The following is a 16,926-nucleotide window of genomic DNA, read 5'->3' on the forward strand; positions in this document are numbered from 1 at the left end:
AATCCAGATTTCCCCCTACCTTAAGGAGGTGTCCATCTTCAACCTCCTTAACCAAAAAAATCCAGATTTCCCCCTACCTTAAGGAGGTGTCCATCATCAACCTCCTTAACTAAAAAAATCCAGCCTTCCACCTACCTTAAGGAGTTGTCCATCTTCCCCCCTACGTCCCGCGGCTTGTCCGCGGGATCCAGGATATTCAAAAAAAACCTTTTGAACTAACCTCTGTGGGAGAAAGGTGGTAATAAAGAAACTGTTGATTTGCAACTGAGCCAGTCAAAGAAAAAATTAATTTTTCCAATGTAATACAATTTCATATAATGCTGATATCAATCGAAGAAAAGGCATGTACAAATGATTATTGTAGTTTGCGGCACTTCCTCTTCAGGGAAGTCCACTGTGTGTCAAGAATTACAGAAGCGACTAGGTGACGGTTGGCTTAGTTTTAGTACCGATGGCTATTTAGGAATGCTGGGTGATAAATTTTTGGAATTACATCCCAACAATTCCCAGGTTTGTATTCCCAATGATATTTGTTATGCACAACAGCATGCCGATGGAACCTATGAAATTATTCCTGGGGCACTCTGTTCTAAACTCTATCTCACCATACCCAAAGTACTCAGACTGATTGCACAAGAGGGTTTCAATATCATCGTTGATTCATTTATTACGACTCAGGAAGATTTTGAACTGTACCAGAAAATTTTAAAAGAATATCAAATTGTATTTATTTATCTTGATGCCTCTGAAGCAGCAATCACTCAAAGGGAAGAAGCAAGAGGTGATCGGTTGAAAGGTTCCGCACTTCATTGGTTAAAAAGATTCGATTTTCAAAAACATTGTGACTTATGCTTGGATACTGAAGAATTAAGTATCCAGCAAATCTGTGATGAAATTTGCCGTATTGAATTTCCCCCGCCATCGCGGCAATGACACGGTGCTTCTGGTGAATACAAGGAACAATATGACACAATCTGATCATATTTATTCCAAATGATTTGTTTTATAATCGACTACTGCTAAAATGCTTCTCGCTTTCTCGGTAATGTTGAGAAGTAGTCTTTACTATTAAAAACAAGAGAGGTAGAAAATGGGTTTCAATCTATGGAATTGGGGAGCAAAAAACGTAGACAAAATGAAAAATGGACTTGAAGATTTGGCGAGCAACAACCCCAGGATCCGTTATAAAATTACTGAGTTAATAACTGAATTGACATCGGTAGAACGTGATCACAAAAGTGGGAATGAAATTCTTCCTGATGATGTTATCAATGCAGTGCAACAACTTAAAATTCAATTACAAGCGTCTGTTGACAGATTTGATAAAGAATTTAAACAAGGAATTCCCCTTTTCTTATTTAAGAATCGTGTTCAGCAAATGGCTCAAGAGTGCCGTTCATCCATTTATAGTTGGGAACCTTCCTTAACTGCAGCTCCAGGAATTCTCAATAAATTGAAAGCATACATCAATGCTTTCTTAGAAGAATACTTTGCCGTTACTTATTTCGAACCACAGAAAAATATCCTTGAAAAAAACAACAGGGAGTTTACTAAGAAATATAACGAAGTCAAAAATCACCTCACAACGGAAGTTTCTAAAGATTCTGAAGACATTTGTATCCCTGGATGTTTCTGATTGTGATTCATCTATAGAAGCTTCGGATTTCTAATCCGGAGCTTCTATATTTTCAAATAATTTTTAAATTAAAATTAAATAATATTTAAATTCTGTTTTTTTTTAATCACTGCTAATATGGAATAAATATTGATTAAAAAGGACTTTTCACATGTATCAGATAAGAAAGTTAACGCTGTTCCACTCCTTGAATTTCGGGGGTTAAGCTTATGAGCCGCATGCTTCTGTTTACCTCAGGATTAATCATATTATTTATTGTGGGTTATTTTCTGATCATTGGAAGTCATGTGCTTATTCCTTTAGTCATGGCTGTACTTATTTGGCATCTACTCAATACCATAAGTAACATCATTCAACAAATTCCTACTGTGGGATCCCGTCTGCCTAATTGGCTTAGTATGATTTTTGCATTTGCAATTGTCATTGTTTGCGTGTTTATTTTTATTAATATCATCACTGATAATGTGAGCAATGTGATCGCGGCGTCGAGTCGTTATCAGGAAAATTTATTAAAAATTTCGAGCAGTATTGATGAAAAATTTAATGTAAAAATATTAGCCAGCATGAACAACATGATCAAAAGTATGAACCTTCAGACTGTGTTTGTAAATGTCTATGCCGTTTTCACGACCCTTGCCAGCTCTACCGTTCTTATTGTGTTGTATGTGGCTTTTTTATTTGTAGAACAGCATTTTTTTCTAAAAAAAATTGATTCTTTATTCCCCACTTTGGAAGGTCGGCTATTAATAAACAACATCATCAGCCATATCGTGAACAACACTCAAACCTATCTGGGAATAAAATCCATCTTGAGTATTGCAACTGCCTTGGCGAGTTGGATTATTATGAAGTGGGTAGGGTTAGATTTTGCTGAATTTTGGGCACTACTTATCTTTTTTCTTAATTTCATTCCTAATATCGGAGCGATTATAGCAATAGCATTTCCCACGGCACTCGCAGCATTACAATTTACCAGTTGGATACCTTTTATAGAAATTATACTGGCTTTGGGCGCAATTCAATTTATTGTTGGAAATTTGATTGAGCCACGATACTTAAGTAACTCATTGAATTTAAGTCCTTTAGTCATCCTAATTGCCTTGGCAGTTTGGGGAGAAATTTGGGGAATATTAGGTATGTTCCTCTCTGTACCTATTACTGTGATGATGATGATTATTTTTGCACATTTTGAAAAAACAAGGCCTATAGCAATTCTCTTATCCCAAGATGGAGATGTCTTCAAAACCTATGAAGTATTGCCTATGGAAAATATGCCAGCACAAGATTGGGTTCAATTCTAAGACTATTTCAAGGCTACATTGATAAATTTAGTTCCTTAATGAGCATAATACAACCTACTATCATTAACCTTACACTATAATGAATTTATAGAGTTAAAGTTTGGATAGTTTATGTTTACCTGGACAAGCACTATTATTCCTCATGAATCCAATACAACAGCGGAAGCTTCTACTATTAAGCAGCTGAACAAATTACTTCATTTATACAATTCTCCCAATACAAAATTTAATACTGCTCAAGAACGTGCGGAATATAATCAAGGCATCTTAGAGGAAATTATTGAATTATGTGAACAATTTATTACAAACATCCCCGTAGAGGAACGTTCCATGCGAAGTGATTCCATTGATGTGTGGTATGAGAGTCTTTGTGTCGATCATCCCAATTTATTAACTATTTTAGAAATAGAAAAACAAGCGGTTTCAAAATACTATTTACCTGAAGCTGAAACGGATGCCAAAGCGCGTTGGCTGTTGTTAAAAGAGATTTTTGGCTTAGATTCAGGATCTGGTAAACCATTAGAAGAAGAGTATTGGGGAGAATTAAAATTTAATGGAGAAGTGGCCATTGTAAATTGGCTGAAGGAAGCCAATTATGAATCCAAAAATGCAAAATTATCTTTATATGAAGTCATACAAAAAGACCAAAAGACAGTAGGTGTAGACAAACAAGCGGTAAGTTATTTAGAAAATCCCAAAGATTTTATAACACGCTTTGATAATGCAGGGAATATATATTTTAAAGGCAAACTTTTAGATACAAGCCGAGCATCAGGATCAAATATTCAAAGTGGTGTATGTATTTTCGCTGCGGACGTGGATGGAACAGTCTATACAAATAATCCAGCATTTACTCTTTATTCTGATATGCACCACTCATCTTTTTTAAAAGGTAGGCCTGTGATGTGTGCCGGGACCTTACGTGTATCTAATGGTCAAATCACCGAAATAACCCTATTAAGCGGACACTACAAACCGAATAAAAAAGAGTTATTGAATTTTTTAAATCATCTCAGTACTCAATGCCATGTTGATCTCAGTAAAGTAACTGTCATTGATAAGCCGGACGGCGCCCCCAAAAATGCTTTAAAGTACATTAAAACTCTAGGGAATTGTTTGCCTGATGATGTCTCCCTTTTCTTTTATGAGTTGGCGGTAACAGCTTTTCGTAATAAAGACTGGGGTAGTTGTGAAAAATATTTAGAGCAGTCAATACAGCTAGGAAACAAAAAAGCACTTTGTGAAAAGGCAGGCCTTTTGCTCCTTGAAAAAAATATCTATCCTTTAATACCTGAAAATGAAAGAGGAGAAATAGCGAAAAATATACTTAATGATTTGGCTACTTCCGCACCACGGCAAATCGCTTTACAAGCAAGGCAACTTTTATTCCAACATTTTAATATCAATTCCTTTAATTGGCCTCTTGTTCCGGAGCAAAAGAAAATCAGTAGCGCTGAAAAATTATCCTCGCTCATGGATTTATTAAAACAATCTGAGGGGAAAGAATCGGAATTAGCGGACCAAAAGCCCGTATTCAACGAAATATATGAACTGATAACCAATCAAAACGGCATAAAAGATTTGCACTCATTATTTAGATTAGTTAAAAGTCATGAGGGTTTTATCAAACAAGACGATATTATCTTCAGGATCCAGCAAAGAGCGTTTGAACTAGCTAAAAAAGAACAAATTGGCATAACACCGACAGAAGAAAAACAATTACGTGAGATGTGGCGAGAACTTCTTTCTGAAAAATCCATGGCTCTAAGTTTATTCAAAACAGTATCTTTTGAGAAACAATTCGACGATTTAGTGCAAATAGGTCAGATAAAATTGGCCATTCCCAGACCATCAATGAATAAAACGGAGTAAAAAAGTTTTCTTCTTTTTTGATGCTTTATGGAGAAGAGACCGCATTCAATTTGCGCCATCATTCATAAAAAATAAACTTAAGGAATTTTTCTGTGTTAAGCTTGGCACATTTTAAAAGACAGGTTAACTCATGATTCATATAGGCCAATTTAATAAATTAAAAATGGTGCGGGAAGTCCCATTTGGGGTATATCTCCAAGGAGGGGAATGGGGGGAAATCTTATTACCTATTAAGTACGTCCCTAAAGGTGCTTTGGTTGGTGATGTTCTTGATGTATTTGTTTATTTTGATTCAGAAGACAAGATTATTGCTACGACAAAGCATCCTTATGCCGAATTAGGCCAATTCGCTGTTTTGAAAGTGATTGATGTCAATCCTATAGGTGCGTTTCTGGATTGGGGCTTAGAAAAGGATTTATTGGTACCCAAACCAGAACAACATCGCCCTATGGAAAAGGGCAAATTTTATCTCGTCTATATAAAACTGGATAATCAGGGCCGTATTATTGCAAGCTCAAAAATAGATTATTATTTGGACAAAAAAGAAGCTCTTTTTAAACCCGGAGAAGAAGTGAGTTTACTTATTGCTGACACAACCACTTTAGGCCGCAAAGTCATTATCAACAACAGCCACTGGGGATTAATCCATGCAGATGATATTTTTCAGGTGTTAGGCTACGGCAAAAAAATAAAGGGATACATTAAGAAAATACGTGAAGATGGAAAAATTGATGTGATGCTAAGACAGACAGGTCAAAATAATATTAATGAATTGGCACATCGGATTCTACTGGAGCTTGAGAAGTCGGGTGGCTATTTAAAATTACATGACAAAAGTTCTCCGGTAGAAATTCAGCAGACATTCTCTGAAAGCAAAAAAAATTTCAAGAATGCATTAGGCCATCTTTATAAACGAGGTTTAATTGATATTGAAGAGAACGGCATTAGGTTACGCGGAAATGAAATGAGTTGATAATTCCCTCCTGTATGATGGTAATTCATATTTTTATCAAGAATGCTTGGGTAGATAGAAAAAAATTCTTGAAGGCTCTTATAATTTTAGGGCAGTTTAATAATAAGGAACGAATCTAGGTTAGTTTGCATCACCGTCCCCCGGTGATGTTATCGCAGCGATGTTTCATTCAATCTCTTATTTCTTAAACATGCCTCTATTCTCAGACTGTAAATGAGCAGACTTATGCCGCTTCCTTTCCAGGAACAGCGTGACATATCAGTTCATTGATAACCAAACGGATGGTCAAATGAGAAAATTGACGACCTTGAAGAAAACGATGAATATAGGAAATCTGGTTTTCTGAATTATCCCATTTACCGGCTAAACGAAGTTTAACTTCTTTCATCGCCCGAATAACTTCACTCTTTAACTGAGATAAAGCCTGTGTAATTATATCATCCTGAATACCTTTCTTTCGTAGTAGATCCATAATGAAACGATTCCCTTTATGTCTGTAATGAGAAGCCAAAGTATTAGCCAATCGAACATCGTCAATCAAACGCTCCTCTTTTAATTGATTGATAACGTCCTCAATTTGGAGAAGAATATTTTTTGAGTTACCAAATTTACTCTCTAAAAAGGATCGAATAGTGTTTTCACTATGAAATTGCTCAGATAAGTACACAAGTGATGTATTTCTCATATTCATTTTAAACTCCTTATTATACTTATTGCGAATTATCTTAAATATCATCATACTAAAGTGACAAATAATGTCAATATTTTTATGACGAATATTAAAACACCATTCTTGTCACATTTTTATTAGGGACAAAATGACAATTATAATGTGCCATTTAAATCAATAGTATATAATAAATTTTGTCTAATACTGTTTCAAACTTGAAAAGTCACTCAAATTGGATGACGAGTAGAAAATATATAGCTCTTGTTAAAAATGAATCGATGTTAAGAAAGGATATAAAAAGCACCAACCAAATAATAAAAGCAAGACCATTCTCATCCAATGGAATCAGAACTGAATTTAATTTGCCCCTATAGGAAGCATTGTCAAATTCCTTTAAATGATCACAACATTATTTTGTTTAAATATTAAGGTGTAGAGTATTTAACTTTCAGTTTGTTTTTTATGATTAATCCAATCCTCATCATGAGCAAAAATATACTCGCATGCGCGTTGGATAAAAAAATCTTTGTATTGGATATTAGCCCAACGACAGTAGGCTTCAATTTCTTTTAAAACTAAAGAATGCATCCTAATGCGCAATTGAATTTTGTCATCCTCTTTTTCCTGAAAAATTAACATTTAAAAAACCTCATCGAAAATTTATCCCTATTTAAGTACAAGGCAATCAATTCATTTACAAACCAAATTTTAAATGCTTATAGTGTTTCTGTCTATTATGCTCCCCACTAAAAAAATAAGCCAAGGAGTAATCAAAACCGCCTTGCATTTCGGCAAATCATACAGACAATCTTGAAAATTTCCGTGTTGTTATCTTGTATTTACCAAAATATTTAGCAGCACCATATTCGCACTTTCCAGGTCACATAATAGATGGGACCTGGAACAAAGAATTATTGGTTATTAATTGAATATTTAACCTGTCCAATTTCTCTTGTTTTTTCTACAGCATAATCACTTTTAGGAGATTTGTCTGTATGCTCGCAAAAACCAGTTTTGTTCTCTATTGTGTACTTTATTTTCACTGTTTTACTGGGCAAAGAAAGTGTATGAAGATTAAATTCACCTTTCATGAGGACATTTTCTTTGCTGTGATTGACTGTGAAAACCTGCTCTGATTTACTGCCTAACTTTTCAAACATCCCAGGGTCAATGTCGGCTCCATTTAATTTAATAGAGGTAACGATTAAATCATCTGCTAAATTATTTTTTAATTTTATTTGAAACCCATCACAGCTTGGGGCTGCAAAGGCAGATCCAGTCACAATTGAAGAGACAAGCAATGCCATTTTTATTTTTTTCATTATGATCTCCTTTGTATACTTTTATTTGCACTTCCAATAGTATTACAACCATCCAATTAATGTCAAATATTTTATGACAACTAAAAATTATTTTTAAACTCATAATGCTTTATTTTTTTATTGACTTTTATGACATCAATTTTAATAATTTAGTGTATAAATATATTTGCCAAATCCATGCACTAAATTTATTCATGAAAAAGCAAATCAAAATTTTCCAAATTACATTTTGCAGCGAATAAAGGTTAAATATGTCTCGTACTTTTGTAATAGTGCATCAAGCTGTGCAGGCATTTGTTTTTAATTTTATTATTTTTTAACTTTATAAGGTCAATTTTGATTAAAAGAAAATTATTTTATTTAACTATTTGTGCTTTTGGTTTTGGATTAATCACGAATTTGCAGATTGCAAATTTAAGTACAATCTTGCAATTCGCTGGTTTTAAAGCCCACCTTATTAGTTATTTATGGCTTATCGCACCCCTTACAGGAACATTCCAACCCTTATTAGGTACTCTATCGGATAATATGAGGTCTCGTTATGGTCGCAGAAAACCCCTTTTTTTTATTTCTACTCTCTTAGGCATTTTTAGTTTAGTGTGCCTGCCTTATGCGCATAGCACCTTATTTATTATCTTATTAATTATCTTCCTTGATACTGGAGCCAATGGCAATGCACAGCTTTCAAGAGCTCTTATTCTTGATAGCACCGAAAATAATGAGCGAACCAAAGCTTTTAGTTTATCTACAGCACTTGCAGGATTAGGGGCCATGTGTGCAGGAGTACTTCCATGGGTACTTATAAATATATTTAATTTTTCCAGCAATATGGACTCTAATTCATCACTTCCTACCTATATTGAGTGTACTTTTATAATTGGAGCACTTTTTTATCTAATAACTTCACTGCTGACCGTGTGCATGGTTAAGGAGCCTCCCGTTAAAAAGAATCCAAAGAAAAAAGTAAATCTAAAAAATTTTATCACCATATTTTATAATTCAATCAAGGAGCTACCCAAAGAATTCTGGAAATTAAGTAATATTTCTTTTTTTGCTTGGATCGCGGTATTTTCTGTGTGGAATTACCTTAGCCTGGATATTGCACAAATGGTCTATCATATGCCTTTAAGTATTACAGATAATTTGGACAAATCCACTTCTTACCTTGCTAAAGCAAATGTACTCTGCTCGAATTATTTTGGATTGTTACAATTTTCCAGCATGATGTTTTCTTTATTCATACCTAGCTTTAATCGTTTTTTAAAAATCCAGCACATTTTTGTTCTAGGATTAGGTTTAGGTGGAGTGAGCTTAGTTGTACTCGCTTTTACATCACAACCATTCTATATATCCATATTAATTATTTTTTACGGAATTGGGTGGGCTACCCTATCAACCTGCCCCTATACAATGTTTGGTGAAATGATAAAAGAAAAAAATTTAGGTTATAATATGGGCATTTTTAATATTGCAGTTGTTTTTCCTCAAATTTTAGTGGGTTTAATTTTAGGTTTCATTTACAAGAAAGTTTTTATGTATCATGCCTCCTGGGTAATTTTAATGGCCGGGTGCTCGCTGCTCATAGCAACCTTTTTAGGCTTTAGAAATTATTTTAGCATTCAGGTGGATAATAAATTTTTACTCGATAATCAATCACCCAGTTAATATCAATCTATTTGAGATAATTATTAATTTAACCTCAGACCTGCATCGGAGAATTAGCTCATCCCGAGTGGCTAATTGAGTTCCTCGAACAAGCGCAATAAATCATAACTTGGTTAGGCTTATCTTAATCTTAGATGGAGGCAATTTTGCAATAATCATTCTGATATGAGGCCGCAGAAGATCTTTAAGGTTATAAAATTTGACGAGATAAAAAAGGCCATCCCTGGCCAATTCTTTGTTTTATAGTTTTTCTAAAGCCTTTTCGGCCTCTTGCCTGGTGTAACCGTAGTGTTTCTGAAGGGCTCCAAAAATTTCTTGATGGTTCCCCTCAATAACCTTAAAGTCATCATCAGTCAATTTACCCCACGTTTGTTTCATTTTTCCTTTAATTTCTTCCCATTCCCCTTTGAATATATCTTTATTCATAAGTTCTCCTTAAAACTGATTATTTACACTCAATATTAACCAGGCTATCACCCTCATTAGTGAGCCCCAGCTCAGAGTTTGACTCCATTTCTATAAAAATATGATCCCCTATTTTACTCTTGATGGTCGTATTTTGACCCTCGGGCAAAATTAATCCATTCACAATATTTTGGTTGTGTAAGGATACAAAGTTTATGGTGTGATCTTTTGGAACATCCGCACGTATTTGACAATCTATTTTCCTGGTGGAAAATACATTCCCTTTTAAAAGAACTAATTGTCCAGAAGGTAAGTCATAACGGTGTGTCAGAAGTTTTTCTGCAGATGCGACATGACTGCCTAACAACAATCCAAAACCAGTAATTCCCATAACAATTTTTGTTTTTCTCATATTAATCTCCTTGTTTTGTTTCAATTTATTTGTCTCATTTATGGATCCTAATGTCAATATTTTATTTACTTTTTTTTATCTGTATTTTATCTGTATTTGTCTATCATTGTTTGACATTTGTATTGAATTGCCATTAACATGGATATCTCACCAATGTGGCACAATTGCTGAGTCACTTAAATCAAGATGCTTATTCGGTGAAATAGCAAATTTCTGAGACAGCACTCAGATGTCCCAGTAAAAACAATTTAAAGGAGGTAAATTAATGAAATATTTCATGGCGTGGTTGCTTGGTGTCCCACTGAGTGTATTAGGGCTGATTTGGTTCGTGAACAATATTATTTAAAGGGGAGATAGACTTATGAAGAATGAACCCTATGTTATTCCCGGGCGAAGTGGAAAATTGTGTTGGTCTGCAGTTGTGTCAGGAGCTTTAGTAGCGATAGGAATTAATATTATATTAAATATGTTTGAAGCCGCTCTGGGGATAAGTACTTTTTATTTAAATGAAGAGGGAAAAATATTTTTTGATTTTGGAGGAACTCTAGGTATTTTAATTGGGATTATTGTTTCTATGCTTACCGGAGGCTACACTGCAGGTTACCTGGGAAGATATTTTTCAGAGAGTCATTTGGATCTATTGTATGGTTTTCTTACCTGGATTACAGCGATAGCATTAAGCTCATTTTTAATTCTCCCAATAAATCAATATGCCTCTTATGTATCAAATGAAACTTCCCGATCTATTTTTATGATTACTAAAGAAAGTGATACCAGCGCACAAACAACAACTGTTGAAACAAACCCATCCTCTTTAGAGAATGATCATAAAACAATTAAAATAACTGCTACACCTGAAAGTTTAATCGTAAGTGCTCATTTGATTTTTATCTTATTTTTCCTAGGCGCAGTATTTGCATGTATTGGCTCAAGATTGGGGATGAAAAATAAACGCCCGTTCCAAATTAGGACAGGAGATTTAAGCGAAATAAATGGGTAAAACCTTGAAATTATTTAATTTGATTGAGCTCATAAATGCGAACTAAAAAAGACAGGAGGGGTATGGCCCTGATGGGGCACATCTCCTGCTATGTTCCAGTAATTGCAGATAACTTACTGTATTTCTTGATAGATATAATCGAGGTAGGGAAAGCAATGGCAAAAGGTTCCACATTGCTTCCTTCCAACGTATCCGGTTTTAACCTGACTCTTACAATGAATTCCTTTCTTTGTAGCGGATCATAAAACTCCTTATCTCTTGAAGTTTTTAATGATACCTGGTGTACAGTATCAATAGGACTGGAATCACTGGCTAGCTTTGAATGATGAACGACATCAAATATTTCCAGGGTAAGATGAGACAACTGCCAATGTTGACCTTTAGGTGTAAATCCAAGCCGCCGCTCGTGTACTAAAGTCACTTTGTCAAAATCATTAAGTTTGACCTTATATTCAATGATTGGGTACTGTTTGGAAAGTTGGTTTAAATTTAAAAAATCCTTTTGCCTGTATGCAGTGTATAAGTTCATATAACCCCAACCATAAGTTGAATTCCATTCAGAACCTGATGATTCATGGTGCCCACCTGTAAATTCATGATAGGAATCATTAGAACCGAATTTATCATTGGAAACCCAAGAATCTGCACTATTAATAAGCAGCGCTTTAATCAGCATAGGATGAGTGATATGTGCAGAATGTAAGAGCAAAGCAGCAGCACCTACGTGAGGGGCAGCAGAGCTTGTCCCTCCCATCAATCGATAACCCTCTTTATACTGCATTCTCGCAGTATACTTGATGTTATATTTTTGTGGGTCGGGAGCACAGGTTAATGTGTTATTCCCTGGAGCTGAAATATCCGGTTTTTTTCTTCCTTTTAATGTAGGACCTCTGCTGCTTGAATGATAAATTTTATGTGTCTCACGTTTATTACTAAAGAGCCCATTAGGTCCTTTATGATAGATGTCCATATTTGTAACGGTTAAGCCATTATAATTATCCGCCGGAACAGTCATTGTTGAATTATATGGCCTGTTTTTTTTATGTGCGGCCTCTCCTTTATTTCCCGCAGAAGTGACCCAAAGTATATGGTATTTGTTGACTATATAATCGACAACCATCGCCATGCCGCTCCAATCGTTACAATGGGGACATGTTATTTTGCCATTGCCAAAACTGTAATTGATTACTGTAGGTTTCGTATTTGCACCTAAAAGCCAATTTAAACTTGAATAGGTGAGCCAAAAGTCATGGTCTCTTTTATTGCCTTCGCCCGCCAGGGTAGACATAATAATAGGAGATTCAAATGCAACGCCACGATGGGCTTGATTTTTTATGATTTGGTAACCGGCATAAATACAAGCAACCCCAGTCCCATGTGCCGTTCTAACTCCATAAGGATAGTCATGATAATGGGCACTAGATGTTTTATTGATAATAATTTTTTTATTTTGAAGTGCTGGATGATCCGGTGCAATCCCCGAGTCAATTAAACCTACAACCGTATTCTGTCCCGTGTATCCGTGTTTCCACCATTCAGATTGTCCTAGATGTTGGATTTCATTAAAATGCTGTAAGTTAGAAGTAAGCTCCTTTTCTCCTGCCGGCTTATTTAAAGCAATATAAAGAATATTTTTATCAGAAATTAAATTGAAATTTATTGGCGCTTTAGGCTCTAATGTAAGTATTGCTGCTGGCATAAAGTTTAAAGAATGAATTTTAACTTCTGATTTAGATTTCCATTTCTTTATAAAGATATCGCGCTCCCGATTGGTATTAAAGAAATAGATAAAGGATTGATAAGTGTGTTTATTTGTCACATTGTAAATAGCATTTTCCACACCCTTTTCTAAAAGTGGTAAGGCATAGCATTTTAAATGAATCAAAACGGATAATGTGATAAGAAATACTTTCATAAAGATAAAATAAGTTTCCTTTAAAAATTGTCAAAGGCTTACTTTGACAATGAAGACAATTAAATTTTAAAATATCTTAATATAAGATAAAAACATTTTTTTATACTAAGTAAAAACCAATCACTTCCATCAGGATTATGAGAACACATTTCAAAATAGTATATGGTTTTTTATTAATAATTCTTTTAACGTTGGCCATAGTTCGAATTTGTCTCCCCTCTCTGCTAATTTATTATGCAGAAAAAAAGATAAATCGAATCCCAGGATATCAAGTTACGATCCATGATATTGATGTTCATCTACTTGCTGGAAGTTACACAATTAAAGGTCTTGCCCTTAAAAAAGTCCCAGAGATTATTCCCGTACCTTTTTTTGCAGCTAAGGATATCATTCTTTCAGTTCAATGGAAGGCATTGTTGCACGGATCTTTTGTAGGGAAAATACATACAAATGATCCGGAATTAAATTTTGTTGTAGAGCCCAACAGCCGCAACCAACAACTTTCTATCAATGAGGAATGGCAGCAAGCAGTAAAATCTCTATTTCCAGTTAATATAAATCAGTTTACTGTAAAGAATGGAACTATTGCACTTCACAGCTTTCAAGGAAATCCACCTTTCTCTCTAAAATTAAACAATATTGATTTTTCTCTCGATAATTTACAAAAGGTTGAGAATATTGAAGGCTTGTTTTCTACTTTTAAAGGTAAGGGAGTAATCAATCAGGGCACTTTTACCATCTCAGGAAGACTAGATCCTTTTGCAGAAGAACCTACATTCATGATGAATAGTACGTTAAAATCGATGCAGATTAAGGGCGCCAATAATTTTCTCCGGCATTTTATTTCTCTAGATGTAACAGATGGACAATTCAGTCTTTTTTCAGAGTTTGGCGCCAAGAATGGAAAGATAAGGGGTTATGCAAAACCAATTATAAAAAAGCTCAAAATATTAAATCCTAAAGAGCAGCTTAACCCTGTTGAATTTTTATATAAAGGTGCCCTTGAGATAGGTGCAAAAATATTCACTAACCACAATAAAAAAACTCTTGCTACCAAAATTAAAATAGAGGGAAATATTGAAGATCCAAAAACAAGTATTCTATCTATCATAGGATATGTATTCAAACATGCTTTTATTCAAGCTTTATTACCCCAACTCGATCATTCCGTAAATCCGAGTGTATGATTTATCATGCCTTCAGTTAATGCGCATTTATTCGAGGTATTAATAAATTGGATTTAGATTTGATTATAACAATCAAAATGAACAGAGAATTCACACAGATATTAGGGTTATGACTCATTGAATTCGTGTGGATTCCCTGCTCATTTAAATTATCATTTCAATTGATATAAAAAGATGACCCATTAATTATTTCGTGTTTTCCTCTAATAGTTTTTGAATCTCTGCAACGAAATACTTAGGACGCGATTGGGTCGAATACATGCTTTCATCTTCTGCAATTAATTTCAATTTTATATCATCCAGCCAATTCTCCAGCAATTTAATTTTATCCGTTGTCGACAAACTGTTGTCTTTTTTCACCTCATCTGGATGTTTATAAAATTTTATTGGATTAGCTACTTTATCATGATTCATATGGCCTCCTTTACACCGATTCAGGTTACAAAAAGCTGTTATGATGTCTTCTACTTTTCTCCTGAGGAATTAATTTACTATTTCTAAAATGGCTTCTTTTTTATTTAGTGGTAAGGGAAGCAGTGAACACAACTTTTTTGATTGAAATTTAAATTTTTTATTTCTGAATATGTAATAAATAATTTGTTTTCAATTTCACTAAGTGAAGATAAGATAATATTTCCAAGGGGCGTGTTGCAGTGGGAAATGTAATTTAATGAATCATTAAACAATTCAAGCTCTTGGGCCAAGCATTGGATGTGTGCAATAGCACTTTGTAGCTGTTCGATGTTTAGATTTATAAATTTATTTTCTTTCATATGGAACTCCTTATACAAATACAACAATAACTTCAACTAATTTAAGTTTATTCCTTGTATCCCTGTATTGAAAAATGACTTTGACATCATTAATCCACTCACCTGATGCCTTCTATGACTTTGGTTTTTTAAATTGACACCTCCTTTTGCTAATTCATACAATCAAATTTCCTAATTTTTGACTCAATTTATTTGTCTCATTTATTGATAACTTTGTCAATATTTATTTTCTAATTTTAAAGCAACAAGAACTCTTTTATTATGCACTTATTATTTGACATTTTTAATTGCCTGTCCCTTCTTTCCTTTCCAAATTTAATGGGACTGTACTACTTGCCCGGGTCATGGGCAAAGCACGGGGGTAATTTTCAACGATATATTGAATGACTTTTTCTCGAATTTCGCAGCGAAGATTCGATAAATCATCAGCATTTTGTGCGCTGACCAATATTCTTACCTGCATCACATGTTCTTGTAGGTCGTAAACCTGAATTTTGCATGTCTTCCCGTCCCATAGGGCTGATGACTTTAATATATCGGTTACTTTGTTACGTAATTTCGCGAGAGGTAAAGTAAAATCAACATAGAGAGACACGGCCCCTATTAGGTTATTAATTTCATTTCTGCTCCAATTTTGAAACGGTTTTTCCAAAAAATAATGAGTAGGAACAGTCAAACGTCTTAAATCCCACAATTTGATGATTACACTTCTAAAACTAATCTCCTCAATGGTGCCAAATTCATTTTCTATCATGACTAAGTCCCCAATTTTAATAGGTTGTGTCCAAGCAATTTCTAATCCAGCAAAAACGCTGCCCAGGGAACGTTGGGCTGCAAAAGTCACAACTAAGCCAAAAATTCCAGCCGTAGTTAATACGCTCGCACCTAAAGCACGTACATTATCAAACAACATAAAACTCGCACCTAAAGCAAGCAAGAAAATAAGCCCTGCCAAAAACCGCTTCATAATCAGTATTTGTGTTCTTATTTTCCGTGTATTGGCTCCAATTTCAGATTTATTATAATGTTGAAGTAAAAGGGCACTAATCACATCTGATAACCTTATTAGCAGCCAAGCCAGTGCTGCAATAATGAGCACGGAACTGATTTTATTGAGAAAATAAGATGTGAGGTCCGAAGTAGGGGCATATTGAATAAAGAGATTAATCGAAATGAGCCAAAAAATGACTCTCATTACTGTAGAAATAAAAGGGAATATAATCCTTAAGGATAGATGCCCTGAAAATATGGAGCCATGGCTGAATAACTCATTACTTTTATTTAGAACCCGTATTAACAGCCAATAAAGACCCAACATGAACCCTATCCAATAAGTATAAAGCTCATATGTAGCAATTTCGCCAAATAAATCACGAAGATATTTTATGTGTGACGAGCCTAGATTGTAAAACAAATGAAGGAGTGAAATAAATGCTAAAAAACAAATTGGAGGAAAAGCTACCCCTTTTATTTCCTTAAGGGTAGAAAACTCAGATGAAATGATTCCAGTTTGGCTGTTCATATTTGCCCCCTAATAAATCAAAAACATTTCTAAATGCTGTAGAGATTGCTTTGTGTGCAAAAAATTTTTTGAAAATTTACAAGATACTTCCATATAAGAAATTGACCAGATAAAACTAAGTGGATCCAAATTTTGAATTGCTTTAATGGGTTTCTAAATAGAAGTAGTCGATGTATTCAGAAATTGGTTAGAAATAAAGTGTCTTGAACACATTTTAAGGATGGAATAAGTTGTTTTTTCATAAAAATCTCCTGGTCACATCAACATTCATAT

17 protein-coding genes are annotated in these 16,926 nt (G+C 34.4%); 8 read left to right on the plus strand and 9 right to left on the minus strand.

Annotated features, from left to right (window positions below; translation table 11 throughout):
- Nucleotides 1-351: 351 nt before the first annotated feature.
- The 5 genes from BU07_RS0105345 to BU07_RS0105365 all read left to right on the plus strand — a co-directional run bounded on the left by BU07_RS0105345 (nt 352) and on the right by BU07_RS0105365 (nt 5,782).
- A complete protein-coding gene (locus tag BU07_RS0105345; RefSeq protein ID WP_031564067.1) occupies nt 352-933 on the plus strand; it encodes a phosphotransferase-like protein in 582 nt (193 codons plus the stop codon).
- A gap of 157 nt (nt 934-1,090) precedes the next feature.
- Nucleotides 1,091-1,636, plus strand: a complete 546-nt coding sequence (locus tag BU07_RS0105350; RefSeq protein ID WP_031564068.1) for a hypothetical protein — start codon at nt 1,091-1,093, stop codon at nt 1,634-1,636.
- 209 nt (nt 1,637-1,845) lie between these two features.
- On the plus strand, nt 1,846-2,937 hold the full coding sequence (locus BU07_RS0105355) for an AI-2E family transporter (RefSeq protein ID WP_031564069.1): 1,092 nt from the start codon (nt 1,846-1,848) through the stop codon (nt 2,935-2,937).
- 111 nt (nt 2,938-3,048) lie between these two features.
- Nucleotides 3,049-4,809: a hypothetical protein gene (locus BU07_RS0105360; RefSeq protein ID WP_031564070.1), complete on the plus strand. Its 1,761-nt coding sequence runs from the start codon at nt 3,049-3,051 to the stop codon at nt 4,807-4,809.
- 130 nt (nt 4,810-4,939) lie between these two features.
- Nucleotides 4,940-5,782: a CvfB family protein gene (locus tag BU07_RS0105365; protein WP_031564071.1), complete on the plus strand. Its 843-nt coding sequence runs from the start codon at nt 4,940-4,942 to the stop codon at nt 5,780-5,782.
- Nucleotides 5,783-6,005: 223 nt separating this feature from the next.
- Here the strand turns inward: BU07_RS0105365 and BU07_RS0105375 are convergent, their stop codons facing one another.
- From BU07_RS0105375 to BU07_RS0105385, 3 genes are all read right to left on the minus strand, one after another.
- Nucleotides 6,006-6,473: a regulatory protein RecX gene (locus tag BU07_RS0105375; RefSeq protein ID WP_031564072.1), complete on the minus strand. Its 468-nt coding sequence runs from the start codon at nt 6,471-6,473 to the stop codon at nt 6,006-6,008.
- Nucleotides 6,474-6,893: 420 nt separating this feature from the next.
- The gene (locus BU07_RS0105380) at nt 6,894-7,091 is read right to left on the minus strand and encodes a hypothetical protein (protein ID WP_031564073.1); all 198 of its coding nucleotides are present in this window, start codon (nt 7,089-7,091) and stop codon (nt 6,894-6,896) included.
- Between the two features lie 272 nt (nt 7,092-7,363).
- Nucleotides 7,364-7,774, minus strand: a complete 411-nt coding sequence (locus tag BU07_RS0105385; protein WP_031564074.1) for a hypothetical protein — start codon at nt 7,772-7,774, stop codon at nt 7,364-7,366.
- 336 nt (nt 7,775-8,110) lie between these two features.
- Here BU07_RS0105385 and BU07_RS0105390 point away from each other — a divergent pair, with 336 nt between their 5' ends.
- A complete protein-coding gene (locus BU07_RS0105390) occupies nt 8,111-9,439 on the plus strand; it encodes an MFS transporter (RefSeq protein ID WP_031564075.1) in 1,329 nt (442 codons plus the stop codon).
- Between the two features lie 240 nt (nt 9,440-9,679).
- On the opposite strand, the gene BU07_RS0105400 is transcribed toward BU07_RS0105390, so the two are convergent.
- Both BU07_RS0105400 and BU07_RS0105405 read right to left on the minus strand, forming a co-directional pair.
- Entirely contained in the window at nt 9,680-9,865 is a 186-nt protein-coding gene (locus BU07_RS0105400) for a CsbD family protein (protein WP_031564076.1), read from the minus strand.
- Nucleotides 9,866-9,884: 19 nt separating this feature from the next.
- On the minus strand, nt 9,885-10,256 hold the full coding sequence (locus BU07_RS0105405; RefSeq protein WP_031564077.1) for a hypothetical protein: 372 nt from the start codon (nt 10,254-10,256) through the stop codon (nt 9,885-9,887).
- A gap of 361 nt (nt 10,257-10,617) precedes the next feature.
- Between BU07_RS0105405 and BU07_RS0105410 the strand changes: the two genes are divergently transcribed.
- A complete protein-coding gene (locus tag BU07_RS0105410) occupies nt 10,618-11,256 on the plus strand; it encodes a hypothetical protein (protein ID WP_051635481.1) in 639 nt (212 codons plus the stop codon).
- Between the two features lie 88 nt (nt 11,257-11,344).
- Here the strand turns inward: BU07_RS0105410 and BU07_RS0105415 are convergent, their stop codons facing one another.
- Complete coding sequence (locus tag BU07_RS0105415; RefSeq protein ID WP_035899004.1) at nt 11,345-13,171, minus strand: S8 family peptidase; 1,827 nt, start codon at nt 13,169-13,171, stop codon at nt 11,345-11,347.
- Between the two features lie 137 nt (nt 13,172-13,308).
- Between BU07_RS0105415 and BU07_RS0105420 the strand changes: the two genes are divergently transcribed.
- Nucleotides 13,309-14,358 (plus strand): DUF748 domain-containing protein, encoded by a 1,050-nt coding sequence (locus BU07_RS0105420; protein ID WP_031564080.1) that lies wholly within the window; start codon nt 13,309-13,311, stop codon nt 14,356-14,358.
- 186 nt (nt 14,359-14,544) lie between these two features.
- On the opposite strand, the gene BU07_RS0105425 is transcribed toward BU07_RS0105420, so the two are convergent.
- The 3 genes from BU07_RS0105425 to BU07_RS0105435 form a co-directional block, all read right to left on the minus strand.
- Complete coding sequence (locus tag BU07_RS0105425; RefSeq protein ID WP_031564081.1) at nt 14,545-14,772, minus strand: hypothetical protein; 228 nt, start codon at nt 14,770-14,772, stop codon at nt 14,545-14,547.
- A 104-nt stretch (nt 14,773-14,876) separates the two neighbouring features.
- The gene (locus BU07_RS0105430) at nt 14,877-15,131 is read right to left on the minus strand and encodes a hypothetical protein (protein ID WP_031564082.1); all 255 of its coding nucleotides are present in this window, start codon (nt 15,129-15,131) and stop codon (nt 14,877-14,879) included.
- A gap of 283 nt (nt 15,132-15,414) precedes the next feature.
- The gene (locus BU07_RS0105435) at nt 15,415-16,653 is read right to left on the minus strand and encodes a mechanosensitive ion channel family protein (protein WP_051635482.1); all 1,239 of its coding nucleotides are present in this window, start codon (nt 16,651-16,653) and stop codon (nt 15,415-15,417) included.
- Nucleotides 16,654-16,926: the final 273 nt, after the last annotated feature.

Origin of the sequence: Legionella wadsworthii DSM 21896 = ATCC 33877 (assembly GCF_000701265.1) — a bacterium.
Lineage (GTDB): Bacteria > Pseudomonadota > Gammaproteobacteria > Legionellales > Legionellaceae > Legionella > Legionella wadsworthii.